This is a genomic window from Commensalibacter communis (genome assembly GCF_947179015.1).
GTDB lineage: Bacteria > Pseudomonadota > Alphaproteobacteria > Acetobacterales > Acetobacteraceae > Commensalibacter > Commensalibacter communis.
The window spans coordinates 222,984-247,857 of record NZ_CAMXCM010000002.1 but is presented as its reverse complement, the minus strand read 5'-3'; the positions used below and the strand labels follow the sequence as shown (position 1 = coordinate 247,857).

General features: G+C 37.5%; 25 protein-coding genes and 1 pseudogene. 9 read left to right on the top strand and 17 right to left on the bottom strand.

Annotation, left to right across the window (positions count from 1 at the left end; translation table 11 throughout):
- Positions 1 to 17 precede the first annotated feature (17 nt).
- The 4 genes from glpK to folE all read left to right on the top strand — a co-directional run bounded on the left by glpK (position 18) and on the right by folE (position 4,311).
- Positions 18 to 1,523 (top strand): glycerol kinase GlpK, encoded by a 1,506-nt coding sequence (gene glpK / locus PQG54_RS05935; RefSeq protein WP_271789693.1) that lies wholly within the window; start codon positions 18 to 20, stop codon positions 1,521 to 1,523.
- A 473-nt stretch (positions 1,524 to 1,996) separates the two neighbouring features.
- Entirely contained in the window at positions 1,997 to 3,205 is a 1,209-nt protein-coding gene (gene metZ, locus PQG54_RS05930; RefSeq protein ID WP_271789694.1) for an O-succinylhomoserine sulfhydrylase, read from the top strand.
- An 11-nt stretch (positions 3,206 to 3,216) separates the two neighbouring features.
- Positions 3,217 to 3,696 (top strand): ApaG domain-containing protein, encoded by a 480-nt coding sequence (locus PQG54_RS05925; RefSeq protein ID WP_271789695.1) that lies wholly within the window; start codon positions 3,217 to 3,219, stop codon positions 3,694 to 3,696.
- A 12-nt stretch (positions 3,697 to 3,708) separates the two neighbouring features.
- Positions 3,709 to 4,311, top strand: coding sequence for a GTP cyclohydrolase I FolE (gene folE, locus PQG54_RS05920; RefSeq protein ID WP_271789696.1), 603 nt, complete (start codon positions 3,709 to 3,711; stop codon positions 4,309 to 4,311).
- Here the strand turns inward: folE and PQG54_RS05915 are convergent.
- The 4 genes from PQG54_RS05915 to PQG54_RS05900 form a co-directional block, all read right to left on the bottom strand.
- Complete coding sequence (locus PQG54_RS05915; protein ID WP_271789697.1) at positions 4,306 to 4,644, bottom strand: chaperone modulator CbpM; 339 nt, start codon at positions 4,642 to 4,644, stop codon at positions 4,306 to 4,308. The genes folE and PQG54_RS05915 overlap by 6 nt on opposite strands.
- Positions 4,645 to 4,664: 20 nt before the next feature.
- Positions 4,665 to 5,591, bottom strand: coding sequence for a J domain-containing protein (locus tag PQG54_RS05910; protein ID WP_271789698.1), 927 nt, complete (start codon positions 5,589 to 5,591; stop codon positions 4,665 to 4,667).
- A gap of 13 nt (positions 5,592 to 5,604) precedes the next feature.
- Positions 5,605 to 5,775, bottom strand: coding sequence for a hypothetical protein (locus tag PQG54_RS05905; protein ID WP_271789699.1), 171 nt, complete (start codon positions 5,773 to 5,775; stop codon positions 5,605 to 5,607).
- 537 nt (positions 5,776 to 6,312) lie between these two features.
- The gene (locus tag PQG54_RS05900; protein WP_271789700.1) at positions 6,313 to 7,248 is read right to left on the bottom strand and encodes a lysophospholipid acyltransferase family protein; all 936 of its coding nucleotides are present in this window, start codon (positions 7,246 to 7,248) and stop codon (positions 6,313 to 6,315) included.
- 84 nt (positions 7,249 to 7,332) lie between these two features.
- Between PQG54_RS05900 and PQG54_RS05895 the strand changes: the two genes are divergently transcribed.
- A complete protein-coding gene (locus tag PQG54_RS05895) occupies positions 7,333 to 8,382 on the top strand; it encodes an MBL fold metallo-hydrolase (protein WP_271789701.1) in 1,050 nt (349 codons plus the stop codon).
- On the opposite strand, the gene lpxK is transcribed toward PQG54_RS05895, so the two are convergent.
- From lpxK to PQG54_RS05855, 8 genes and pseudogenes are all read right to left on the bottom strand, one after another.
- Positions 8,288 to 9,280 carry a tetraacyldisaccharide 4'-kinase gene (gene lpxK / locus PQG54_RS05890; RefSeq protein ID WP_271789702.1) on the bottom strand — a complete coding sequence of 331 codons (993 nt, stop codon included), beginning with the start codon at positions 9,278 to 9,280 and terminating at the stop codon, positions 8,288 to 8,290. The two genes, PQG54_RS05895 and lpxK, sit on opposite strands and share 95 nt — an antisense overlap.
- A gap of 5 nt (positions 9,281 to 9,285) precedes the next feature.
- Positions 9,286 to 10,575, bottom strand: coding sequence for a 3-deoxy-D-manno-octulosonic acid transferase (locus PQG54_RS05885; RefSeq protein ID WP_271789703.1), 1,290 nt, complete (start codon positions 10,573 to 10,575; stop codon positions 9,286 to 9,288).
- Positions 10,575 to 11,255: a lysophospholipid acyltransferase family protein gene (locus PQG54_RS05880; RefSeq protein WP_271789704.1), complete on the bottom strand. Its 681-nt coding sequence runs from the start codon at positions 11,253 to 11,255 to the stop codon at positions 10,575 to 10,577. The genes PQG54_RS05885 and PQG54_RS05880 overlap by 1 nt, the downstream gene beginning before the upstream one ends.
- Before the next feature lie 529 nt (positions 11,256 to 11,784).
- Entirely contained in the window at positions 11,785 to 12,273 is a 489-nt protein-coding gene (locus PQG54_RS05875; RefSeq protein ID WP_271789705.1) for a DUF934 domain-containing protein, read from the bottom strand.
- Complete coding sequence (locus tag PQG54_RS05870; RefSeq protein WP_271789706.1) at positions 12,260 to 13,963, bottom strand: nitrite/sulfite reductase; 1,704 nt, start codon at positions 13,961 to 13,963, stop codon at positions 12,260 to 12,262. The genes PQG54_RS05875 and PQG54_RS05870 overlap by 14 nt, the downstream gene beginning before the upstream one ends.
- The gene (locus PQG54_RS05865) at positions 13,956 to 14,291 is read right to left on the bottom strand and encodes a DUF2849 domain-containing protein (RefSeq protein ID WP_271789707.1); all 336 of its coding nucleotides are present in this window, start codon (positions 14,289 to 14,291) and stop codon (positions 13,956 to 13,958) included. Before PQG54_RS05865 ends, PQG54_RS05870 begins: the two co-directional genes overlap by 8 nt.
- A 179-nt stretch (positions 14,292 to 14,470) precedes the next feature.
- The gene (locus PQG54_RS05860) at positions 14,471 to 15,346 is read right to left on the bottom strand and encodes a universal stress protein (protein WP_271789708.1); all 876 of its coding nucleotides are present in this window, start codon (positions 15,344 to 15,346) and stop codon (positions 14,471 to 14,473) included.
- A 475-nt stretch (positions 15,347 to 15,821) separates the two neighbouring features.
- Positions 15,822 to 16,406: pseudogene (locus tag PQG54_RS05855) on the bottom strand (HAD family hydrolase); the annotation flags it as partial.
- Between the two features lie 363 nt (positions 16,407 to 16,769).
- Here PQG54_RS05855 and PQG54_RS05850 point away from each other — a divergent pair.
- From PQG54_RS05850 to aroC, 4 genes are all read left to right on the top strand, one after another.
- Entirely contained in the window at positions 16,770 to 17,741 is a 972-nt protein-coding gene (locus PQG54_RS05850; protein WP_271789710.1) for an isocyanide synthase family protein, read from the top strand.
- A 20-nt stretch (positions 17,742 to 17,761) separates the two neighbouring features.
- Positions 17,762 to 18,553, top strand: coding sequence for a TauD/TfdA family dioxygenase (locus PQG54_RS05845; protein ID WP_271789711.1), 792 nt, complete (start codon positions 17,762 to 17,764; stop codon positions 18,551 to 18,553).
- Between the two features lie 241 nt (positions 18,554 to 18,794).
- Entirely contained in the window at positions 18,795 to 19,637 is an 843-nt protein-coding gene (gene fabI / locus PQG54_RS05840) for an enoyl-ACP reductase FabI (RefSeq protein WP_271789712.1), read from the top strand.
- A 35-nt stretch (positions 19,638 to 19,672) separates the two neighbouring features.
- Positions 19,673 to 20,767: a chorismate synthase gene (aroC, locus tag PQG54_RS05835; RefSeq protein WP_271789713.1), complete on the top strand. Its 1,095-nt coding sequence runs from the start codon at positions 19,673 to 19,675 to the stop codon at positions 20,765 to 20,767.
- Here aroC and PQG54_RS05830 read toward each other — a convergent pair.
- From PQG54_RS05830 to ubiA, 5 genes are all read right to left on the bottom strand, one after another.
- Complete coding sequence (locus tag PQG54_RS05830; protein WP_271789714.1) at positions 20,764 to 21,540, bottom strand: DUF7079 family protein; 777 nt, start codon at positions 21,538 to 21,540, stop codon at positions 20,764 to 20,766. The two genes, aroC and PQG54_RS05830, sit on opposite strands and share 4 nt — an antisense overlap.
- The gene (locus tag PQG54_RS05825; protein WP_271789715.1) at positions 21,525 to 22,394 is read right to left on the bottom strand and encodes a hypothetical protein; all 870 of its coding nucleotides are present in this window, start codon (positions 22,392 to 22,394) and stop codon (positions 21,525 to 21,527) included. Before PQG54_RS05825 ends, PQG54_RS05830 begins: the two co-directional genes overlap by 16 nt.
- A gap of 20 nt (positions 22,395 to 22,414) precedes the next feature.
- Positions 22,415 to 23,023 (bottom strand): phage neck terminator protein, encoded by a 609-nt coding sequence (locus PQG54_RS05820; protein ID WP_271789716.1) that lies wholly within the window; start codon positions 23,021 to 23,023, stop codon positions 22,415 to 22,417.
- Positions 23,024 to 23,242: 219 nt separating this feature from the next.
- Positions 23,243 to 23,899 (bottom strand): class I SAM-dependent methyltransferase, encoded by a 657-nt coding sequence (locus PQG54_RS05815; RefSeq protein WP_271789717.1) that lies wholly within the window; start codon positions 23,897 to 23,899, stop codon positions 23,243 to 23,245.
- Entirely contained in the window at positions 23,899 to 24,810 is a 912-nt protein-coding gene (ubiA, locus tag PQG54_RS05810) for a 4-hydroxybenzoate octaprenyltransferase (protein WP_271789718.1), read from the bottom strand. Before ubiA ends, PQG54_RS05815 begins: the two co-directional genes overlap by 1 nt.
- Positions 24,811 to 24,874 lie beyond the last annotated feature (64 nt).

Below are 24,874 nucleotides of genomic sequence, written 5' to 3'. Positions count from 1 at the left end.
AATGGATATAAAAACCAATGTCTAAAGATCAATATATCATTGCCTTGGATCAAGGAACGACTTCTACACGCTGTATTGTTTTCAATCAAAAAGGCGAAGATATTTCAACAAGCCGCAGAGAATTTGCACAGCATTATCCTGAACTAGGATGGGTAGAACATAACCCAGAAGATATTTGGAATGATGCCATTTATACCATTAAAACAGCAATTTCCGAGGCGAAATTAGAGGGAAATCTTGCCTCGATTGCAGCGATAGGCATTACCAATCAACGTGAAACTGTTGTGTTATGGGACAAAGCCACGGGAAAACCTATTTACAATGCAATTGTGTGGCAAGATCGACGTACATCAGCCTATTGCCAAAAATTAAAAGCCGCAGGTCTGGAAAAAACAATCCATGAAAAAACAGGATTATTGCTTGATCCTTATTTTTCTGCAAGTAAGCTGGCATGGTTACTAGATAATGTAGCTGAAGCAAGAAGCGCTGCTGAACGTGGAGAATTGGCTTTTGGTACGGTGGATAGCTTTTTATTGTGGCGGTTAACAGGTGGTAAAGTTCATGCAACCGATGCCACAAACGCCAGCCGTACGCTGTTATTTAATATTAAGACACAATCTTGGGATCCAGAACTTTTAAAGATTTTTAATATTCCAGAGACCTTGTTACCCGAAGTAAAAGATAACAGCACTCTATTTGGTGTGACAGATCCTAATTTATTTGGACATGCTATTCCTATTATGGGTATGGCTGGCGATCAACAAGCGGCTTTGATTGGACAAGCCTGTTTTGATACTGGGATGACAAAAGCAACATATGGTACGGGTTGTTTCATGTTGCTCAATACAGGGGATAAAATGGTTATCTCTCAGAACCGTATGCTGACCACAACGGCATATCGTTTGAATGGAAAACCAACCTATGCCCTAGAAGGATCTATCTTTGTTGCGGGTGCTGCTATTAAATGGCTACGTGACGGTTTAGGGTTAATTACTCATGCCTCACAAACGCAAGATATGGCAACGCAAGTTGAAGATAATCATCAGATTTACATGGTTCCTGCTTTTGTTGGTTTGGGCGCGCCACATTGGGCACCTGATGCGCGTGCCATTATTTCGGGATTAACCTTTGGGGCAACAGCAGCTCATATTGCCAGAGCAGCCCTTGAGTCGATTGCTTATCAAACCCATGATCTTGCCGAAGCCATGAAAAAAGATAGTGGGAATGATATTCTGACCACTCGTGTGGATGGTGGCATGTCAGCCAATGATTGGTTTTGCCAATTTCTTGCGGACATTATGAATATTACCGTTGAAAGACCGTCTTATATAGAAACAACGGCGATGGGTGCTGCTTATCTAGCGGGAATGGGTTGTGGTCTTTGGAGTGATCTTTCTGCGATTCAACATCACTGGAAGCAAGGAGAAAGCTTTATCTCTCATATGAAAGAAGAAGAAAGAAAAAGTAAGCTTAAAGGTTGGAAACATGCCTTGAAGCAAGCGTTGTTACCAGAAGATGAATAATTACTGAGCATTAATCTATACTGTTCTATAAAAATATAGGGCAGTATAGACTTTCAAATCTAAGCAATAAAATTAACTCTTATCTCCACTAAAGATTTGTAATGATAGAGCAGTTTCAACCTCTTTATAAGCCTTTCCTCCTAAAGATCAGAAACAACTATATGCCTCACTACCTATAGGAATCTTTTGGGTATGTGATAACAAGTAATATTGTATTAAAAACAAAAAAAAAAATTTACTATCCTTTTAAAAAAATAAAAAATGCCATCCTCAACCTAATTAAATAGTAGATAAGATTATTATATAATCCATGTTTGCTTTGATCGTTATGACCTTTTATTTAAAACATCAGTCTAATATTTTTCCTTGCCATCTTAGCCAAAATCAATCAAAACAAATATATATTAAAAAGATATTTTATCTTTATTATTTCCTCCTCTATTTTATATAAAATATTTATAAGGAATAATTTTATGAAGCGCGCTAAAAACTATCGTCCTGCCACACAATTAATTCACGGAGGGGTTAACAGAACTTCCTTTGATGAAACCAGTGATGCAGTGTTCTTAACCTCTGGTTTTATTTATGACAGTGCAGAACAGGCAGAGCTTACTTTTAAAGGCGAAGCAGATCGTTATCAATATAGCCGCTTTAATAACCCGAATTTAACTTCTCTGGAAAACCGCCTCTCAGAATTAGAAGGCGCAGAAGCCTGTGCATTAACCTCTACGGGCATGAGTGCAATTTATGCCAGCTTGATCCCCTTGGTTAAATCAGGCGATCGTGTGGTTGCCTCTCGTGCTTTATTTGGATCAAGTTATTGGATTATTGAAAATTTGTTGCCTCAAATGGGTGTTGAAACCATATTCGTTGATGGCACAGACCTTCAACAATGGGAACAAGCCCTCAGCAAACCCACAGCTGCTGTTTTAATTGAAACGCCATCCAATCCTATGTTGGATATTTTAGATATTCAAGCGATTGCTGAATTAACCCATAGAGCTGGCGGAAAGCTGATCGTCGATAATGTCTTTGCAACACCTTTATATCAACATCCTTTGCAATGGGGGGCAGATATTGTTGTTTACTCTTGCACCAAACATATTGATGGTCAAGGACGTGTTCTGGGCGGTGCTGTATTAGCAAATAAAAACATTATTCAAGATCATATTACCCCCTTTGTCAGAAACACAGGCATTGGGTTATCTCCATTTAATGCGTGGGTCTTGTTTAAAGGACTTGAAACACTGCCTTTACGTGTTGAAAAAATGACTCAAAATGCTTTGGCATGTGCTGAATTCTTGGAAAAATCAGAACATATTTCACGTGTTCTATATCCTGGTTTAAAATCACACCCTCATTATGATTTAGGGCAAAAACAAATGTCCGCTTCCAGCACAATGATTGGGTTTGAAATTAAAGGGGGTAAAAAAGCTGCATTTACGTTTATGAATGCATTAGAATTAATCCTACTTTCTAATAATCTTGGCGATAGTCGCTGTATCGTGACTCATCCAGCGACAACAACCCACATGAAAATAGGGGAAGCAGAACGTTTGCATCTGGGGATCACAGATGGCTCTATCCGTTTTTCTGTTGGAATAGAAGATATTCAAGACATTATCGAAGATCTGCAACAAGGGTTGGACGCTGTTGCTGCTTTAGCCAATACAAACAGATAAAGCTTGGTTTCATGCAGTATCATATTCCCCCTTTACTTTTTTCCTCAATTACAAAGACTGACAAAAGACAATATCAGGACTTGCTTCAAAATCCCTGTGTTTTTGAAGCACAATCACATCATATTCATATTGCGATTTATCCTTTTTGGTTAGAAGAATATTCTTTTCCACGACGAAGCATTTATAGTTGGGGGTATCATGTTCGTATCGAGAACCATAATCCAAACCCAATCTCTATTTTGAAAAAAAATTGGAATATTATTCAAAGCAATAACCACATTAAAACCATCAACACACCCATTATTGCGGATGATGATGCCTTATTAAATGTTGGTGAAGCATGTGATTATACATCCTGTATCACTTTAGATACGCCGTCTAATATTATCAAAGGATATTACATTATTTCCAAAGATACGGAACAAACGATCAATATTGATATTCCCTCTTTTACACTTGATAATCCACACGAATTATTTTCTATTAATTAAAGATGAAATATAATGAATACCAAAGAAAATCCTATACCCACCCGTGAAGATGCAGAGGAAGCAGTTCGCACGTTAATTCGCTGGGCTGGAGACAATCCAGAACGCGAAGGGCTTCTTGATACACCAAAACGGGTCATTGATTCATACAGCGAGTTTTTTGCTGGATATCAAGAAGACCCAAGAGAAATCTTATCTCGGACTTTTGATGAAGTAGGCGGATACAAAGAAATTGTCCTGCTGAAAGATATTCGCTTTGAAAGTCATTGTGAACATCACATGGTTCCGATTATTGGCACCGCCCATGTTGCTTATTTCCCAAATTCACGCGTTGTAGGGATTTCAAAACTAGCCCGTATTGTTGAAATATTTGCCAAACGGTTACAAATCCAAGAACGCATGACTTCTGAAATTGCCAATATTATCCAAGAAGTTTTAGAACCCAGAGGTGTTGCCGTTATTATCGAAGGTAGTCATCAATGCATGACGACAAGAGGCGTTCATAATACGGGTGTGTCAATGATTACCTCTAAAATGTTAGGGATATTCAGAGACGATCCAACCGTTAGAAACGAGTTGTTAATGACGTTGAATCGTCCATCAACGCTAGGGTTATAAATCCACAATAACTTCGTCTTTCATCATATGACGAAGTTTTTGACGTGGTTCTGGATAATGATCTGTTGCAATCACTTCGCATAAATATTTCATTTGTCGACGTGTTGTATATAATTGATCCAACAAATTCAAAATGATAGGCATTGCATCTTCTGTAATGCCTAGATCATCACGCAGCTCTATGATTAGGTAAGCTCTGGCTTGGTCAATCTCTTGGAAATAGTAACTTCCATCTTTTTCTTGCGGTCTTAACCATTCATTTGCAATCCAGAATTGTATTTCTGTTGAAGTGACTTCTGGAAGATTAAGACAAAACATTTCAAACGTCATCATCTGATCTTCTCCCTTTTTACTTATTTTTGATCGCTATCGGATGAATCTTTTAAAAATGCTTCCAAAGCAGGATCAACCTTGCCAATTTTTACTTGCAAAGAAACATATAAATCCCCTGCTTCTTGATTACCCTTAGCTGGTAAGCCCCGCCCTTTTAAGCGCAATACACTGCCCGTGTCGGAATGCTCAGGAACATTTAACACGACCTCACCCTTAGGGGTTGGGACCGTTATTTTTCCACCTAATATAGCCGTTTTTAAATCCATTGGCCAAGTAAGACGAATATTTCGTCCGTCACGTTTAAATTGAGCGTGTGAACGGACATGGATAGTAATTAACGCATCCCCAGCAGGTGCATTATTAAAACCAGGATCGCCTTTACCTCGCAATCTTAACACTTGGCCATCTTCTATTCCAGAAGGAATAGTGACATCTAACTCTCCTCCACCAGGAAGTGTAATGCGTGATTTGGTTCCATTGACAGCATCAAGGAAATCAATATCTAAATTATAACGGCGATCCTGACCTTTTTGCGCACGAAAACCGCCACCACCTTGTTGGAATGGCCCCCTGCCAGCACCACCGCCGAACATACTGAATATATCTTGCAAATCTTCTTCTGAAAAATTGCCTTGTGGCCCACCTTGTTGGCTATATCGAAACCCTTGAGCACCATCACCGTGGTTTTGATAGCGTCCACGTCCCCCTGCAAACCCTTGTTCTTGACCGTGAATATCAATTTCACCACGATCAAAACGCGCGCGTTTTTCTGGATCAGACAATAAATCGTGTGCGACGCTCACGAGTTTAAATTGTTCTTCTGCCTTTTTATCTCCAGGATTTAAATCTGGATGATGTTTCTTAGCCAATTTACGATAAGCCTTACGAATATCGTCTTGACTAGCTGTCTTTGCAATTCCTAATATTTGATAAGGATCTGTACTCATGCACTGTCTCCTTTTAATTCTTCACGATGTCTTTAAAATCTAATTCGTCAGCCATGGCAATAATTAATGCTTCAAACACATCTGCAGGAATACCTGCAATTGCGGCATCTTTAGCAATTTGTATTAATTTTGCCTTTACAAATTTTTTTGCAAAATGAGGGTCTGTGTGAATATCTTCGGCCATTATATGCTGTCTTTCCTAATCATTTAAAAGCATCCTTAATACATCATAATATTTTAACATAAATACAACTAATTGTTCTATAATTTTACGCTTATTATATAAAATATGTCTCGTTATTCTATTCTTATTCACGTGAAAAATCACACATTAATATTGCAAGAATACTGCAAAGCCATTTTAGGATTTTTATAAATGACGGGATGTTGGGTAGTTTTTACTGTGATATATAATTCATTACGTTCATATGTCGGCTACATACTTTTTTTATTTGCCGAGGACTATCCGTAAAATAAATTGCATAAATAGACATTGTATAGAGAATAGTGGCTTTATCAACATTTAATCCATAAAATCAATCATTAACGCAATAAGACACAGCCTTTTCATTTTTCTAGTAATATGGATTAAAATATATCCCCATTAACGCTCTTTGATGATCGCATATTTCCATTCCCTCGAAAAGGAATCAAGGAAGTCATAATACTGAATTTTAACATTCATAAATCTTCTTGATATAAAGCAATAGCCGTAAATACTCTATTTATACAACTCTTTCGGCCAACGTCTGTGTAACCACAACCATTGTTCTGGATTTTGCTTAATCCATCCTTCGAGCTTATCATTAATTACTTGTGTAAGACGATGAATATTGTCTAAATTATTCTCAGAAAATTCCGAATAATCAATCGGCGGTTCGACCACGATACGTAATCGTGCTGGCCCCAAACGTTGTACGTAGCCAGGAATAATCGGACATTGTAATTTCAGAGCCAAACTTGCCACCGCAGAAGACGTCATGGCCGGCCTACCAAAAAATTGAACTTCAATGCCATCATTCATTTTCTGATCGCTTAAAACGCCCAATCTGTGTCCTTGTAATAAATGCTTTAACGCTTGCCTTGCCCCCTTAGACCCCTTGGCAAACATCGGGATTTTCTGCCCCATTGCCTCATCGCGCAAATTCAAAATCAACTCATTCACATAGGGATTACTAGCAGCTCTGAAAAAAGAGGAAAAAGGCGTTCCATATTTTGCCACCCCCAAAGGTAACATCTCCCAATTTCCAATATGACCAGAAACAAATAAAACAGGCCCTATCTTCTTTGATTGTTCGGTTAAATATTCCCCACCAACAACTTCCCAACCTGCGCCTTGGGGTGTATTGTGTTTTAAATTGGCCAAATGCGGAAATTCTGCAACGGTTCTGCCAAGATTTTCCCATACCCCACTAATAATTCTTTTTCTTTCCAAAGGGGTCAAATGAGGCATGACCAATTGCAGATTTTTATCAGCCACTTTGGATACAGGCAGTTTTGTTCCGATTTGACGACAAATAGCCCCACCTATATCAGAGGCTTTTTCTGGCGACAAAGAACGCAGTAAAGAAAGACATCCTTTTGCCAAAATATATTCGTTATATTGTAAAAACTGATGAGTATATGATGATAGTTTTTTTAAATTTAAAATTGGCATTTCAGATATAATGGTTAAATGTGATTCCAGTCACATTGTATGAATGTTTATAAAAAAAGCGCAAGGGGCTATAGAGGAAATATTGTGAAGCAAAAATATTATACAGGCCCCATCACTGACCATTTTAATGGAAATAGTTTTAATAACCTGACAACAGCTGAGAAAATTAAATATTTAAACAGCTTTGATGGCATTAAATGGTATTTTCATATGATGACCAATGCGTGGACAGGATTGACCCCGCAAGTTGTTCAAGCCCATCCTAGGGAAAGGGAAAAGGAATTAAAAGTGACCATGATAGGTCATGCCAGTATTTTATTGCAGATTGAAGGATATAATATTCTCGTCGATCCCGTTTGGTCGCCCAGAATAGGGCCTGTATTTTTCATTGGAAAAAAACGTGTCAATCCACCTGGCGTTCCTTTTTCACACCTTCCGCCCATTGATGCGGTATTGATTACCCATAATCATTACGACCATATGGATATCCGTACATTACGTCGCCTCTATAAAAAATATCATCCTGTTTTCTTTACTCCACTGGGCAACGATATCGTCTTAAAAAAACATATTTCAAATAAAATGACCATTCACACAATGGATTGGTTTGAAGAACTATTTTTAAATCATCAATTGAAAATCACACTTTGGCCAGCCTATCATTGGTCTGCACGTGGGATTTATGACCGCAACCATGCGTTATGGGGTGGGTTCATTGTCTCATCACCCCAATATAATGCCTATTTTACAGGCGATACCAGCTATGGTGATGGAACGATCTTTAAACAGATCAAAGAACGATTTCCCTCTTTAGATGTTGCTGTTATTAATATTGGTGCCTATGCACCGCGTGCTATATTAAAAAGCCATCATAATGATCCAGAAGAAGCGGTGAATATTTTCTTGGATTGTGGCGCAAAACAAGCCCTTGGTATTCATTGGGGAACATTTCAGCTAAGCAGCGAAGAAGCCTATGAGCCAGTACATACATTATATGGTGTGTTAAGGGATCATTTATTGTCCGTTAATCAATTTATCCCTATGCGCCCTGGACAAACATGGCGTCCAAGATCCTCTGTAATTGTCCCAAAGCCTGTTGATCCTGCCATTTCAAATGAACCCCCAAAGGAATAACATGGGCTTGAAATGAAGACGGTAGTCGCACATAATCTTTTGGTGTCGTCACCAAAGGGATCTGATGTTGATGTTTTAATCTTACTAATTGCTCTAATTCAGCAGCACTATAAAAATGATGGTCTGGGAAAGATTTCTTTTCCACAAGATGCAAGTTATTATCCTGTAACGCATCAAAAAATTTATCTGGACGACCGATCCCTGCAAAAGCAATAACAGACTTTCCAGAATATGTCTGAATAGACGGGTCCATTTCCAGAAAAGCTTGGAAAAGCGGTAAGTCTTTGGGCACAATTTCGCGAATATTGGTTTGATCTTTACCGATCAAAATACAAACTTTAGCACGGGATAAGCCCTGAGATAAAGATTCTCGTAAAGGTCCTGCAGGCAAAGTTTTGTGATTTCCCAACCCAGTGGCTCCGTCAATGACTAATAATGGCATGTCTTGATATAAAGTCGGATTTTGAAATCCATCATCCATAATTAATAATTCAGCACCCTGTTGGATCGCTGCTTGTGCTGATTCCGCACGATTAGCCGCCACCCATGTTGGGGCAAGCCGTGCCAGTAATAATGCCTCATCGCCGACATCTTCTACTGTATGGAGGGCTTGATCGACTAACACGGGATGTGTTGTTTTATTTTTACGTTTGTAGCCTCGCGTCAAAAACGCAATATTATAATATTGTTGAAAATATTTTCCTAATTCCAAAGCGACGGTTGTTTTTCCAGTGCCACCAACGGTCAAATTTCCACAACAAATCACAGGGACAGAGGCTTTCCATTTTGGTTTTGATAAACGCTGCGCTGTAATCCATTGGGTTATCCATGAACAAGGCGTTAATGCCTTCGCCATGAAAGTCGGAGGATTCATTTGCCAAAAAGAAGGTGCTTTCATTACAATTATGCTTTTAAAGAATATAAATGAGAGGCAATATCGTATGCAAGCTGGCTTTGTTGATCCATAATGTGCAATGCGTTTTGTGCATATTTGTCTCGTTTCTGCGGATCACGTAACATCTCATCAACCCAAGTAACTAAAGATTCAACATTTGGTGTAATTGTCACCACTTCTTCTAACAACCTATAAGCCTCCTTGAAATTATGTATTTGATTTCCAGAAGCCATTGCACAATGTAATTTCGCAGGTTCAAATGGGTTATGCCCTCCACCTTTAGAGGTGCTGTCCAGACTATTGCCAATAAACACAATATCACAAAGTCGATAAAATAATCCCAACTCTCCTAATGTATCGCACAACCATAATCCTTTCTCATCTGGCAGCTGATTTAAACTTCGTTGAGGCATCTGTCCAATTTGCTCTATAATCTCTTTACTGCGTTCCGGATGACGCGGCACAATGATTGTGATGAGTTCTGGCCATTTGGTTTTAAGTGCTTCATGCGCCTTAGCAATAACGATTTCTTCCGTAGCATGTGTAGAGGCTGCTAACCAAATCGGTTTATTTTTGAATAATTCTCGAAGACAGTTTAACTCTTGCATATCAAAAGCAAGCTTAGGCGCAATTTGCTTAATATCCCCCAAATAAGTTGCTTTTACTCCCAATTTTTCAAAATTATATTGATCCTGTAAAGAACGTGCAGCAATCCAATCAAACTTTGATAGTAAGGCAAATGCTGTTCTTTGAAAACGATGCCATGTTGTAAAAGAGCGATCTGATAAACGTGCATTGATTAATGCAATCGGCACCTGATGTTTGTTGAAAGCATCTATAAGATTGGGCCAAAGCTCACTTTCAACAATAATACTTAATGATGGCTGCCAAAATGATACAAACCGTTCAACCCATTTCGGCACATCCAAAGGAATGAATTGATGCTGAACATGCTTTGATAATTCTGGATCATTTGAAAAATATTGCTGCACAATTTGCGACGAAGTAACCGTCCCCGTCGTAACCAAAAATTTTTGCCGAGGTTCAATTTTATATAATTCAGTAATAATCGGAAAAATTGAAATCACTTCCCCGACACTGGCAGCATGAAAATGGATAATACCGCCTGATTTACGAGGCAACGATACAACGCCCATACGCTCAGATAAACGCTCTTTAATCTCTTTGCCCTTTTTGCAACGGTACCATAAATAGGGTTTTAACAAGGGCTGTAACATTGTTGCTATAACTTTCCAAGCAGTCAATATTACAATTGAGCGTTGAGAGTGGAATGACATTATCTTTGCGCTTTGCTGCTAATCTCATTTAAAACAGAAGTGATTTCTAAGGCAATCCTATCATAATTATCCCGAGTGACCATCATGGGCTTGCCACATATAATTTTCCCTTTACCAAACGGCAAAGGAATAAGGAGCTTGTCCCATGTATTTAATCGAAATGAACGACAAGATGCCCCCATAGGAACAATTTTCCGCTTGGATAATAAAGCTAGCTTTAAAATACCTTCGTGACACTGACGCCTTGGCCCTCTTGGTCCGTCTGGCGTAATAGCAATCACATGCCCCATCCTGGTCAATTTCAATAACTCACGGAAAGCCGCGGCTCCACCTTTATCCTGTCCTCTTTTATTCGATGAGCCTTGCACGGTCTGAATTTGCCACGGATGGATAAGTTGAGAGATCAAGCGCCCCTCACGGTTACGACTAATTAACACATAAAATTGTAACTCTGGATTTTGTGATAATCCCCACCACCATAACCGAGAACCCAACGTCAAATATTCATGCCATAAAACGACTAATGCTGGTTCTCCATACCGACAAGTCAATAAAGGATAAGCTTCTGCATCAATATCCAACTGCCAACGTGTCGTTTTTAACGCCAGTTTTAAATAAGCACGTAATACGCCAACAATACAATTTTGAACAAAATTCTTTTTAAAAAAACCAAAAATCATTAATTTAAATTACTATATATAAAGTGGTATTCATGACATTCTATATAGCTTCCAAAAATAGATTGTAAGCTAACTTACTTTATTATACTTCAAAGTTATCCACATCATTAATTTTTTGTCTCATCAGCATTTCTTTATGCTTCATATTTTCTAAGGCTATTTCAACCAGTCTTCTATGTTCAAACTTTAACCTTTCCCACAGATAAGCAGGAATAATTTTCTATTCTTTATAATAAATACGTTTGATTTGACCAACTTCAAAACCAGTCTTCATGGCTATATTATAAAAAGTGTAATGCAAAGTTGTAAGTTCTTCTATGTCTATATAAATCTTTAATCATTTTATATGCTTGATTAGAGATCCATTCTGCATTTATTTCTTCTCTCTTTGAACAAGAATTATGTGCAACCATAAAGAACCTCTTGAATTTTTAGTAATGTTTAGAGGATAACAATATACTTTATTTTCTTTCAAAACATAAAACAAAAAAAAACGATATAGTTTTTTCTATATCGCTTTTAAATCATATTAAACTTTCCAACGAAGGCCAGAAAGTCTTTTTTCACCAAGAACAGATGGCTGATAGGCCTCTGTAAAATCATTCATTGCTTGTTGCCAACTTTTAATATTCGCTGTTTCTGGCAAAGAAACTGTTGTAAACCCTACACGGATCAAGAACTGATATTGATCTGATAAGATATGACCTGTTGCTCTTAATTCACCTGTAAATTTTAATTGTTCTCGAATTTTTCGTGCCTGTGAAAAAGCTCTGCCATCTTTGAATGCTGGGAAATGAAGCACAATTAATTCCAGCCGATCGACATAAGGTTTGAGCACATCAATATCTTGATCGCAAGGAAATGATACGCCTAACGGTTGAGTAATTGTATTGATGTCAATTTCAGATAAATATCCAAAAGGAACGATAATTGACCCTTGAGGCAAAGGGGATGGGATGTCCCCTTCTAGCACCGTCCAAGAATCAGGCATGATTTCTCCATTTTTAAGCAGTGGCATAAACAATCTCCTTAAACGGTGCTGTGCCAAGACGGCGGTAAGTATCAATAAAATGTTCGTTTTCTTGACGTTGTTCTAAATAGAAATAGATCAATTTTTCAACTGCTTTCACAGCCTCATCTGCCTTTACCGCGGCACCAAGAATAGAGCCAATCGCCGCACCTTCTTTGTAAGAAGATCCACCAAGTTTAATTTGATAGAATTCTTCCCCTTTTTTATCAACCCCAAGCACACCAATATTCATAATATGATGATGCGCGCACGAATTAATACAACCATCAACCCCAATATTGATAGGACCAATTTTCTCTTGTAATTCAGCGTCTTCAAACAATGCTGCAATTTGCTTTGCCACAGGAATGGAACGGGCATTTGCAAGCGAGCAATAATCCATACCAGGACAACAAACAATATCCGTAATTAACCCTAAATTCGCCGTAGCTAAACGATGTTTTTTTAGTCCTTGCCATAACGCATAGAGCTTATCTTTTTGCACATGTCCCAGTACCACATTTTGTAAATGCGTTACTCGAACTTCACCAAAGGCATATTCATCCGCCAAATCTGCTAATGCGTGCATTTGTTCAGTTGAAGCATCCCCAGGCGTTTGTCCAACCTCTTTAAGTGCAACCACTGCTGCAATATAATCCTCATGAAAATGAGGATGAGTGTTGTTTTTAACCCAACGGTCAAATTCTTTATCTTGTTGGCGATGTTTGGCTAAAACTTCAGCAGCACCAGGATGATTTTCTAAGACAGGACGACCAAAACTGCCTTCTATTTGGGCAACGAGTTCATCGGATAAACGATATTGATCCAAATCCATCGTTGCAAATTCTTTTTCCACTTGCTCACGATACGCTTCAATTCCAAGATTTTCGACTAGGATCTTAATACGAGCTTTGTATAAATTATTTCGCAATCCATGAAGATTATAAACACGAATAATTGCTTCTATATACGCCAACAAATGCTCTGGGGGCAAATCATCACGAATGACCTTTCCTTTATATGGAATACGCCCCAAGCCGCCACCAACCCAAACTTCAAAAACGGGTTTTTGCTCTTCATTTAATCGTGTCAAAATACCAATGTCATAAAAGCACGCCGCCACACGATCAGTCGATGAACCACTGATGGCAATTTTAAACTTGCGCGGTAGAAATGTAAATTCAGGGTGTAACGTTGACCATTGACGCATAATCTCTGCGTAAATACGAGGGTCAAGGATTTCATCCGCTGCTAGCCCTGCAAATTCATCACTGGTTATATTACGAATACAATTGCCACTCGTTTGCAACGCATGCATTTCAACGGATGCTAAATGCGTTAAAATATCTGGCACTTCCTCCAGTTTTATCCAATGGAATTGAATATTCTGACGGGTTGTAAAATGACCATATCCACGATCATAATATTGCGAGACATAAGCCAACCCTCGCAACATCGTAGAAGACAAAATCCCATAAGGAATAGCCACACGCAACATATAAGAATGAAGCTGCAAGTAAACACCATTCATCAACCGCAATGGCTTAAATTCATCTTCAGACAATTCACCGCTTATTCGGCGTTCAATTTGAGATCGGAACTGATTGATACGTTCTTTTAAAAACTGATGGTCAATAGCATCGTAATTATACCGACCAACGGCCAAAGAAGGATTAGGATTATTAAGAGTATTATTCATTGGGCATTGTTTCTTGTACAGATCTAGGATTAAATTCTGGGTGCGTGCTGGGACCAAAAGCCCTTACTTTTTCACGTGTAGTCTGAGGAATTAAATTGGAATTTAATTCAACCGCATAAGGATCAAGAATATGTTGTGACAAAACATCTTTTTGTGCATGCTGTTGAGCCGTTTCCACATCACCTTTAGAAGAAAATATTTGAGCTTCCTCCAGTAGAAGGCTCCAATATCCTTGCGCCGTAAGCCATACAACACGTCCATCAGCAAAACGATTTGCTGTAAGTGCAAACAGAGTTTCCTTCTGTGTATTTTGATCCGTAGAAATCACAATATGATGTCCTTAATCGATTCTGATAAAATAATTATTTAATATTACTATATACTCTTATCTGTACAATATACAAATAAATTAATGAGTATTCATATACTACAAAAAAAAATAGTGAAAGGTAGAATAGACCTTTCACTATAAAAATCACAATAATATAGTCTTGATTACACCAGAGACTAACGATTCATCAGCACTGGCAAACTTGAATTCTCTAGCATATAACTTGTTACCCCGCCTAAAATAATTTGCTTCCAACGAGGATGAGAATAGGCACCCATACATAGTAAATCAGCATTAAAGTCATTACATGCTGCAATCATACTCTCACCTGTACTTCTATCACCTTTGATTTTACAAAGCTCTACATCAATACCATAAAATTTTATGTAGTTTTCGATATCTTGGATATTACCGCCTCTCTCTGCAAAGTCATCACTATACAAAATAGCGACTTTTTCAGTGGTGTCCATCCATCTTAGGGCTGCATGTAAGGCTGCGGCGGATTCTGCACTGCCATTCCACGCAATACAAACGCGCTTTCCAACACTTACAGGTTTTTCTTTGGGCGCAATTAAAATAGGACGCCCGCTTTCAAATAATAATGCGTGTAGCATTTCAGAAGATGAAATGTGTCCACCAGAATTAGGATGAGTTACCACGGTAATATCTGATAAACGAGACCAGTAAGTTGCTACTTCATTTTCTCTACCTGTTAGCGGAGTGAAACTGGCTGTTTTTCCTGTTTCTGCGACTTGGTTTGTTCCCCAATTGACAAGTTTGATATTATTTTCGTCAACAAAAGCGTCGAAACTTTGACGAACATATTTTAATCGCTTTGTTCCTTCATGTTCTGCGATACTCATGACTTCTTCAATCATCGTTCCAGAAAGCCCTTCACCTGTCAAAGGAATAACATCTTTTTTATCGGGACGAATATGTAAAACAGCTAAATGCGCATCATAATTTTGAGATAACAAATAAGCAGTTGCTAGTGTTGCATCCGTTAAAGGTGTTCCTTGAAGAGGCACAAGAATTTTTTTGACGTTAAGCATAATTAAGATACTCCTTAAAAAAAATCGATGATGAGGACTGCATATACAAAATTTAAAAGATATTCCAATCCAAGGAACGACGATGTTACCATATTCCTCATATAAGCCTTTATAGATTACCAGTATCTGCTAGAAATATCCAATAATTTTGTTGCTTTTACTTATTTGCAATCTAAATAGCAACGGACATTACAACCATACATTATTATTGCGTTACTTCTCTATATATGACCTAAATTGCCAAGCGTTACCATCCATTTCTATATGTTGTTATTTGAACAGACAGGTCGTTAAATTACTATTATTAAAATGCTGAAATTTTTATATTGACTATTTTCTACCAACATTGATTCTGCTGCAAAATATTAAGGAGATGAAGAATGTAAGTAGTGAACAATTAACAAACAATAGCCAATAACTCTTCTATTTCTTTCAAAAACCGAACAGGTAACGCCAACAATTCTTTGTCCATTCCCCATTGAACAGCTACAAAATCGACACTTGCTGATTGGCAACATTCTAAATCGATTCTTGTATCGCCCACATACAGAGTATTATTGCTATTTGCATTTATTTGTTCCATCGCCGTCAACAACGGCAAAGGATTGGGTTTTTTTACAGACAGTGTATCGCCACAAACGACAGTAGAGCACAAATCAAATAAATTAAAATATTTTAACACATCTATGGTAAGTACTTCTATTTTATTAGTACAAATACCAATTTTGATTCCTTTCTCTGTAAGTGTCTTCATGACAGAATAGGTATTCGTATCGTATAAATTTGACTTTTGAACAGGTGTTTTCATATATAATTGAAAGAACTGGTCTACCTCATCCGCCAACTGAGAATCCGTAAGTTGTATTGATAAAAAAGAATAAAGATTTTTAATAAACAGTTCTGTGCCTCCCCCAATAAATTGACTAACTGTCTCGTCATTAAGCGTAGGGATAAGCCTCTTTCGAAGTAACTCATTTACACATAACGCTATATCAGGCGCAGTATTAACCAATGTTCCATCTAGATCAAAGATAACGTAACTGTAACTTCTCTTTACCATATTTTTTAGCACTCTATTATATAACGTTACAAGAACAAAAATAATCAATCGATTTTTAGTTTTATATCAGAAATATTATATTAACGATATATCCTTATAATATCACACGAATGTTAATTATTTCGTTTTTATTTCTATTGAAATATCGTAATTAATAAGATATGATACATGTCTGTAACGTTCTTAATAATAAATTATTAAAAGTTACGAAAGTCATACAATTTATTCAAACATTAGAAAAAAAGAAATACATTTAATCAAGCATTAGTAAGTTTAAATGAGAAGTTTTTTAAGACCACAGATCAACGATACTTACTTTCTTGACAACACAATAAAATGTAAATCTTTTGTTAGGATTTAACAATGCCAGCAAATGCAACCAAAGCATTAATCAATGAATTCCCCAATGTTGCTGAGAAGATATTAGAACTCATATTCGAACGAAGACGATTGCTACCAGATGAGGCCAGCATATCAGTTGATGAATCAGCTGAAACCTCACATCACATCGAAAAGATAAATAACTTTATACGTGAACAAAAACCAATTCATATGATTTTGCCAGCATTTCCTGCAAAGTCTCCTAATCGCAAGAAAACATTAGACATATATCCTGACAAAGGTGAGGAACTGGCATTAGAAAGACTAGAACGTTTATGTAGAAATATTCAAAAAATATACTCACCTGGAGCTAAACTAACAATCTGCTCTGATGGGCGCGTATTTGCTGAAGTCGTAAATATACCAGATAAACATGTCACAGAATATAAATATGATTTGATAAATCGTATCGCTTCAAATTACCCAGAAACATTTGATTTTTTTGATCTTGATGATTTTTATACAGGAATATCTAATTACGACATTCTGCGTGAAGAATTAATGATTGAATTTGGTGAGCCTTTACGTGATCTCAAAGAGCGATGCAAAACTGAAAAACCAGCAGCAGAAATGTACAAAGGTATATGTCGCTTTTTAGTCGAAGATTTTTCAGGGTTAGAAGAGTTTGAAGGATACTCGAAAACACAAATACTAAACATGGCTCGAGTCAATGCCTATCGTGTTATTCAACGCTCCAATGCTTGGACGCGTCTGTTGGCTCAAAAATTCGAAAAATCAATCCGTTTGAGCATTCACCCACAGCCCAAAGTTTCGGAAAAAATTGGTATTTATTTATTGGAAGCTGATAATGTCTGGAGAACGCCTTGGCATTCCGTCGTAATACATAACGCGAACGGTTATACACTTGTACCTCGTCATATAGCTGAATCAAAGAATGCTCTACTGGTCTTTGAAAATGGTCGTCCAAGCCATTTCAAAGATACACATGCTTAGTTCAACGAAAGATAATCAATATGTTTGAAATCAACGAAATACAACCATTTGGTGCTATCGTGACAAATAATGAATTAGAAGATTTATGTAACATTGATACAAAGACGTTAATACAGTTACTTGATAAATATAAAATTCTAGTTTTGAAAAATTTTGAACCAATGGAGGATACGAAATACATCAATTTCTGTAAATCGCTAGGATCTTTGATGCAGTGGGAATTTGGCCCACTGCTAAATGTCCGTATGGAACAGGATCCAAAAAATCACATATTCTCCAAAGGTCGTGTTGAGTTACATTGGGATGGTGCCTTTACAAAAGAAACCCCAAGAATAAATGCATTTCAATGCATCTCATCTTCGAATGATGGAAACGGTGGAGAAACATTGTTTGTCGATACAACGAAAATTATTCATGATACAGACAAGAAAATAATCGAAGAATGGAAAAAAATTAATCTGACCTACATAACCGAAAAAAAAGCACATTACGGTGGAACTGTTAATGTTAAATTAGTAGAAAAACACCCCCATAAACAAGAGGATATCATTCGATATATTGAAATAAACAACGAAGATAATTTAGAAGTTAATCCCGTTCAATGTGATATTTGTACCCCAAATACTATAAACATTAACAAAGATAATTTTTTGTCCCAAATAACAAAAAATCTCTATAAACCAACATATATGTATCGACATAAATGGTCTACTGGCGATTATATGTTAATAGACAATAATGCTGTCTTGCACGGTAGAGCCAAGGTAGAGGGTAATGTTAATCGCCATTTAAAACGTATTCATATTTTATAATAGTTCAAACAAGATTAAAAAGAACCAGCCTATTCGTTTACGCCCTAGTATTATTCGATTTGGTAAATCATTATCTTTTACATATCACTTCTACAAAACAATAAATAGAAAGAAAAAGAGCCCTCTTTTCTTTCTATTATAAATCAGGTATTAAAAATTAATTGCGGTTTTTTCTCTTTTTTAACTATAATAACTGCGAATATATACATTTATCAAGTTAGCTAAAAGCTAGGGAATTGTCATGTCAAATGAAAACGCTGTACTTCCATTAGAAGGGGAGTTAATGCAGGGTAAACGTGGATTGATTATGGGAATGGCCAATAATCATTCTATCGCCTGGGGAATTGCACGGGCTTGTGCTTTACAAGGCGCAGAGCTTGCTTTTGCATATCAAGGTGAAGCCCTAGAAAAAAGAGTCCGACCTTTGGCTGCCAGCCTAGGTTCTGATTATCTGATCGAATGTGATGTCAGTGACGATAAAGATATTGAAAACACATTTAAAAATATAGAAGAAAAATGGGGCAAATTAGACTTTGTCGTACATGCGATTGGTTGGGCAGACAAACAATATTTGCGCGGTCGTTATATAGATACCCCCCGAGAAGCTTTTTTAACCGCATTAGATATCTCTTGTTTCTCTTTCACCGCAGTAGCCAAAGAAGCTTCTAAACTGATGAAAGATGGCGGTTCATTATTGACCCTTACCTATCTGGGTGCAGAACGTGTGATGCCCCATTACAATGTCATGGGTATTGCCAAAGCTGCTTTGGAAAGCTCTGTACAATATATGGCTGCGGATTTGGGTGTTGATAATATCCGGGTGAATGCAATCTCTGCCGGCCCGATTAAGACACTTGCTGCCAGTGGCATTGGTGATTTCCGTTATATTTTGAAATGGAATCAATTGAACTCACCATTACAACGCAATGTAACGATTGATGAAGTTGGTGGTGCAGGCGTTTACTTCCTTTCTGATCTTTCCCGTGGTGTTACAGGGGAGATTCATCATGTTGATTGTGGATATCATATGGTGGGCATGAAAAACCCCACAGCGCCTGATATTGCGTTGGCATCAGAAGATTAATTTAATTTACTACTAGAAAGAGTGAGCATAGAGCCATGTCGTGCAATAGTTTTGGAACATTATTTCGTGTAACGACATGGGGCGAAAGCCACGGGCCTGCGATTGGGTGTGTTGTGGATGGATGCCCCCCACAAATCCCTTTGACCGAGAAAATGATCCAACCTTGGTTGGATTTACGCAGACCTGGGCAATCTAAGTTCACGACCACTCGGAATGAGCCTGACCAAGTCAAGATTTTATCGGGTGTTTTTGAAGGAAAAACAACAGGAACACCGATTTCTTTATTGATTGAAAATACCAATCAACGTTCCAAAGATTACTCTAATATTGCCCAATCTTATCGTCCTGGACATGCCGATATTGCCTATGATTTGAAATATGGCATTCGTGATTATCGTGGTGGTGGGCGTTCCTCTGCTCGTGAAACAGCAATGCGTGTGGCAGCTGGGGCAATTGCTCGGTTAATTCTTGGAGATCAAATAAAAATCCGTGGGGCTTTGGTTCAAATTGGTGATTTGAAAGTTAATCGTGATCGTTGGTCTTGGGATGAAGTAAAAAATAACGAGTTCTTTTGCCCTGATGCGGAGATGGTTCCTCAATGGCAAGATTATTTAACCTCTATTCGCAAAGATGGCTCTTCGATTGGGGCTGTGATTGAAATTATCGCCGAAGGGGTTCCTGCTGGGTTGGGTGCGCCTATTTATGGCAAATTAGATTCTGATCTTGCCCAAGCAATGATGAGCATTAATGCAGTTAAAGGGGTTGAGATTGGTGAAGGCTTTAATGCTGCGACTTTACGTGGTGAAGAAAACGCTGATCCGATTTATCTGAATGATGGCAAGCTATCTTTTTCATCCAATCATGCTGGAGGGATTTTAGGTGGGATTTCAACAGGGCAACCAATTAATGTACGCTTTGCGGTGAAACCAACCAGCTCTATCTTAATTCCTCAACCTTCTATTGATTCAGAAGGCAACGCCACAGACGTAATTACCAAAGGAAGACATGATCCTTGCGTTGGTATTCGTGCCGTGCCAGTCGGTGAGGCCATGATGGCATGTACCCTCGCCGATCATTGGTTAAGACATCGCGGACAAATTGGTCAGTTTCGATCTAGCATTTTAGATTAGGCATTATTATTTTTATATGTATTCATATATTTTTCTAACTCTTTCCATTGATACTTAACAATATGCGTATTTCTTAAATGAAAAAGAGACAATTTATGCATTTTTTTTCCAAAAGAGTCTAAATTGCTATTTTTAGCTTTATATTCTTGGATGTCTTTCCATAATTCATCTCTATCAAATCCCATCCATATAGACGGTATAGGTGAACAAAGATTGGGGTAACAAACAGGCGCAACCCATTCAAAATAAACTTTTTTAACATGTTCAATGGGAAAACGATTTGCAACAGGCGCAATATAAATAAAATTAGTTTCACTATCTATAAACATATCTGACAAGGCTTCACATAAATCAATATCTGTTAAAACCATACCCTCCATATTTTTTGCTTTTCTATAATATTTTAATGCTTCAAGTTGTTTTTTTAACTCTATCCATTGGGATTGATATTTTTTTCTGAAATAAAAAACCAGATATTTATGCCTCATTTTATAAAAAGAAAATTTTTCATTATATTTTTCTTGATATTCTCGAATATTTTTCCACAATATTTCTTTATCCCAATCTACCCAAGCTGATGATAACATATTACGAAAGTACAAGTAATATACTGGTGCAACCTCTTCAAACAACATTCGCTCTACACATGTAGTAGGGGTATTTTGTGCAACAGAAACAATATATGAATAGTTAATTTCTCTATTGAGAAAAAAACCTAATAACACCTTATACAAATCTTTTTTTAAATCAATATAGGTTAAGGGTTTATCCATTTTGTTAATTCCTCTAGCTCGTCATCCAACATCTGGGCTGTAAGATAACCGTAAACTCCTCCAACGAAAGCACCAACAGTCACCGTAACCAAAGCGCATACTTCAGCTACAGGTCCACATAATGGATCTACCATTAATCCCGCATATGCTCCACCAGCAATACCCGCACCAATTCCAATGCCTTGTTTCAAAGCCTCTTTTAACTTATTCTCTGCAGTATAAATATCATATGCAGCCAGCATTGCTGATGCAACAAGCATTACTCTGCCCAATAATTGTAAACGTTTAACTTTAAGCGTAGTGGGTGCATGAGGTCGAGCCGAAGCTTTTCTCACCTCCTCAAAAACTTCATCTTTTTGGCTATCTGACAGATTAACAAAATCTTTCTCAAATTTCTCCCGTGAATATTTTTGGAAAAAATAGTCAAGAGGTCTCCCCTTCGATTTAGTTTTCGTTGCTTTTGCTAAACCATATTTAGAAGTGTATTCTCTATGCAATTCCATGATCTCATTTCTCATATAACTACACCAAGCAGCCCCTTCTTCAGAGGTAATTTTACCGTCTTCGACCATTTTTGTAACTTCTTTGAGCACTCTCTCTACATTTTGTTGATAAGATAATCTTACATTATCATCGTTTATAGTGTCTTTTGCAAATCTAACTGCCGCACCTATCACACCAGCCTTTTCCCTATCAAAATCAGACCGTGCTAACTCTTTAAAATTATCCTGAAACGCAGGTTTTTTAAATAACTCTTGAAATGATGGTTTTTTATATCTCTTATCCCATGCTTCTACGTCATCTTGAGGTAAAGACTTTTGAAATTTCCTTTGCCATTCGGGTATAGCATTCATATTTGAATCCTTTACTAAACTTAATTTTCTGTATCGCTATCCGCATTCATGATATCCATCACGATTTCTTTGGCGCTGTCAGTACAAACACCAAATTCTGGGTGATGTTCAAAATAACTGACCACAGAGCAAGAATCATCATATTGATCTTCGGCATTAATCGAAAATTTCTCGATTTTCACATCGTCACAATAGAGGGGAAATAAAATATCGCTATATTGTTCAAACTGTTCGGTTGCCCATGCATCATTAAACCTGACGGTAAAGGCTTTGGCCATTTGCAGAGCAGCAATATTTCCATTTCCAACAAAAGTCATATTGATAGTTACCTCTGACCTAGCCCATAGAATTTTATATTTATCGGTATAACGGGTTTCTGTGCTGGATAATTGATTTTCATCAATCACCTGCAAAACGACATAAGGTGGTTTAGGAGGGGAAACTCTGTTCACTAACCCTTTTACAATTTTTAACTTAGCCCCTTTAATCGGGATGGCCTTTTGAAGAAATTTACCGACTAAATTATACATTTCTTTGTAAGATAATGTTTTTAGTTTTGGAAACTCTTTGTCTTTTGGTGCTCTAGCAGTAACTTTTGCTGGTTTTTTATCGTTTTTTTCGTCTGTCATTTGTATTTTCCTTTTGAGATAACATGTTAAGACACAAAAAAAGACGCAGTTATTGCGTCTTTGGTTTAAGTATCTTGTAATTTTTAAGAGATTTTAGGCATAAAAAAACGACCTGTAAAAAAGGTCGTTCTAGAATTAGATGTGAATATATTATTCTATTTATATTATTTCATAATTGTTCAATAATTTATGTGATAATCAATTACAATCTAACTTTTTTTAAGAACCAACCAACTGATACAAAACTGTTCTGCGCACCTTGCAATCTTCCAACTCTAATGTCGTGGGAATATCATACGTGCAAACTGGGGTCAGTTCTTTTTTGGGCAAATAACTACGCCCTGGGTCGGCAATAAATACAGTTGCCCCTTGCTTGGCACAATTTTTTAACCATGGCCAAATATGTTGAGTCATTGGGGCTTCATAACAGACATCACCACAAAAAATAATATCCCAAGAGCAAATTTGCCCAACCACATCATTCGAGTTCTTATCCAACAATACGTGATTTACTTTGGCATTCAACGCACAAGATTTCTGTGCCAATGGATCAATATCAGCCACTTCAATATACGCAGCACCACTCTTTGCCGCTGCAATCGCTGCAATGCCACAGCCAGCTGCAAAATCCAGAACTCTTTTGTCTTTGACTAATTTAGGATTATCCAAAATATATCGTGCCAATGCTTTTCCACCTGGCCATGCAAATGCCCAAAAAGGAGGCTCTATATTTTGATGATTTAACCAAGCCTCTGTGACTTGCCAAATCGGTGTAATCTCACTGGCTTGATACAACATAATTTCTGGCACAAAATCTGTTTTTTCAAGTGCAGTATGTTGGGTAATTAGATGTTCAAACTGGGAAAAATTCGTCATTAAATGATGTTACCTATCAAAAGAGCCAAAGCAATAAGGATCCCTACGTCTCTGTTTGATTTAAAAAGCGTTAAACAAACTTTGGGGTTATGTAAGTCAAATTTCTGAATCTGCCAGACGAAATGTGCAATCGGTAACAATAATACCAGTAACGCAAGGAATGAATTGTGATTTAAAATACTTGTCACAATTAGAAAGAAAACACATAACGCATAGTTAATGGCAACAAATTGTTTGCCTGCTTCCCCAGCCCATCTGGCGGTTGATTTAACCCCAACACGTTGATCGTCTTCGATATCTTGATAGCCGTAGATTGTATCAAACCCAATTTGCCAAAAAATAGTTGCTGCATATAAAGCCGCTTGCGTCCATGACAAATATCCCGTTGCTGCTGCATACCCCAAAGGCGCACCAAAACCAAAGGTGAATCCTAACACTAACTGAGGCCACCATGTCACTCTTTTTGCACCAGGATACAAAGCAACTAAGATTAAAGAGGAAGCACCTAATATCCAAGATAAAGGATTTAATTGCAATAAAACCACCAACCCTATCATCAGCAAAACAAATAAGAAAAAAAGCGCTTGTTTGACTGAGATAGTACCATTCGCAATCGGGCGTTGTTGAGTACGTGCAACTTGTCGATCAAAATCTCGATCCCAAATATCATTGACGACACAGCCTGCACTACGCATTACGACACTACCAATGGCAAATAAAATAATGAGTTTAATCCGTGTCATTGTGGGAATACCATGAGGCAACACAATCCCCCATACTCCAGGTAAAAACAGCAGCCAACTGCCAATTGGGCGATCAATACGCGACAATAACGCATAAGGTTGCCAAGATTGAGGAAGAAAACGAACCCAAGATAAATTTATATCTGAACGTGAAGAAGACTGATTCACAACATATCCTGATAAAATAATAAGAAATAAGATAAACAAGAATACAAGGTTATCTTCTTATAGT

What these genes read in the sequence shown, in the direction of transcription:
- glpK (WP_271789693.1), top strand. Translation starts at nt 18, where the DNA reads ATGTCTAAAGATCAATATATCATTGCCTTGGATCAAGGAACGACTTCT.
- metZ (WP_271789694.1), top strand. Translation starts at nt 1,997, where the DNA reads ATGAAGCGCGCTAAAAACTATCGTCCTGCCACACAATTAATTCACGGA.
- PQG54_RS05925 (WP_271789695.1), top strand. Translation starts at nt 3,217, where the DNA reads ATGCAGTATCATATTCCCCCTTTACTTTTTTCCTCAATTACAAAGACT.
- folE (WP_271789696.1), top strand. Translation starts at nt 3,709, where the DNA reads ATGAATACCAAAGAAAATCCTATACCCACCCGTGAAGATGCAGAGGAA.
- PQG54_RS05915 (WP_271789697.1), bottom strand. Translation starts at nt 4,644, where the DNA reads ATGATGACGTTTGAAATGTTTTGTCTTAATCTTCCAGAAGTCACTTCA.
- PQG54_RS05910 (WP_271789698.1), bottom strand. Translation starts at nt 5,591, where the DNA reads ATGAGTACAGATCCTTATCAAATATTAGGAATTGCAAAGACAGCTAGT.
- PQG54_RS05905 (WP_271789699.1), bottom strand. Translation starts at nt 5,775, where the DNA reads ATGGCCGAAGATATTCACACAGACCCTCATTTTGCAAAAAAATTTGTA.
- PQG54_RS05900 (WP_271789700.1), bottom strand. Translation starts at nt 7,248, where the DNA reads ATGCCAATTTTAAATTTAAAAAAACTATCATCATATACTCATCAGTTT.
- lpxK (WP_271789702.1), bottom strand. Translation starts at nt 9,280, where the DNA reads ATGAAAGCACCTTCTTTTTGGCAAATGAATCCTCCGACTTTCATGGCG.
- PQG54_RS05885 (WP_271789703.1), bottom strand. Translation starts at nt 10,575, where the DNA reads ATGTCATTCCACTCTCAACGCTCAATTGTAATATTGACTGCTTGGAAA.
- PQG54_RS05880 (WP_271789704.1), bottom strand. Translation starts at nt 11,255, where the DNA reads ATGATTTTTGGTTTTTTTAAAAAGAATTTTGTTCAAAATTGTATTGTT.
- PQG54_RS05875 (WP_271789705.1), bottom strand. Translation starts at nt 12,273, where the DNA reads ATGCCACTGCTTAAAAATGGAGAAATCATGCCTGATTCTTGGACGGTG.
- PQG54_RS05870 (WP_271789706.1), bottom strand. Translation starts at nt 13,963, where the DNA reads ATGAATAATACTCTTAATAATCCTAATCCTTCTTTGGCCGTTGGTCGG.
- PQG54_RS05860 (WP_271789708.1), bottom strand. Translation starts at nt 15,346, where the DNA reads ATGCTTAACGTCAAAAAAATTCTTGTGCCTCTTCAAGGAACACCTTTA.
- PQG54_RS05850 (WP_271789710.1), top strand. Translation starts at nt 16,770, where the DNA reads ATGCCAGCAAATGCAACCAAAGCATTAATCAATGAATTCCCCAATGTT.
- PQG54_RS05845 (WP_271789711.1), top strand. Translation starts at nt 17,762, where the DNA reads ATGTTTGAAATCAACGAAATACAACCATTTGGTGCTATCGTGACAAAT.
- fabI (WP_271789712.1), top strand. Translation starts at nt 18,795, where the DNA reads ATGTCAAATGAAAACGCTGTACTTCCATTAGAAGGGGAGTTAATGCAG.
- aroC (WP_271789713.1), top strand. Translation starts at nt 19,673, where the DNA reads ATGTCGTGCAATAGTTTTGGAACATTATTTCGTGTAACGACATGGGGC.
- PQG54_RS05830 (WP_271789714.1), bottom strand. Translation starts at nt 21,540, where the DNA reads ATGGATAAACCCTTAACCTATATTGATTTAAAAAAAGATTTGTATAAG.
- PQG54_RS05825 (WP_271789715.1), bottom strand. Translation starts at nt 22,394, where the DNA reads ATGAATGCTATACCCGAATGGCAAAGGAAATTTCAAAAGTCTTTACCT.
- PQG54_RS05820 (WP_271789716.1), bottom strand. Translation starts at nt 23,023, where the DNA reads ATGACAGACGAAAAAAACGATAAAAAACCAGCAAAAGTTACTGCTAGA.
- PQG54_RS05815 (WP_271789717.1), bottom strand. Translation starts at nt 23,899, where the DNA reads ATGACGAATTTTTCCCAGTTTGAACATCTAATTACCCAACATACTGCA.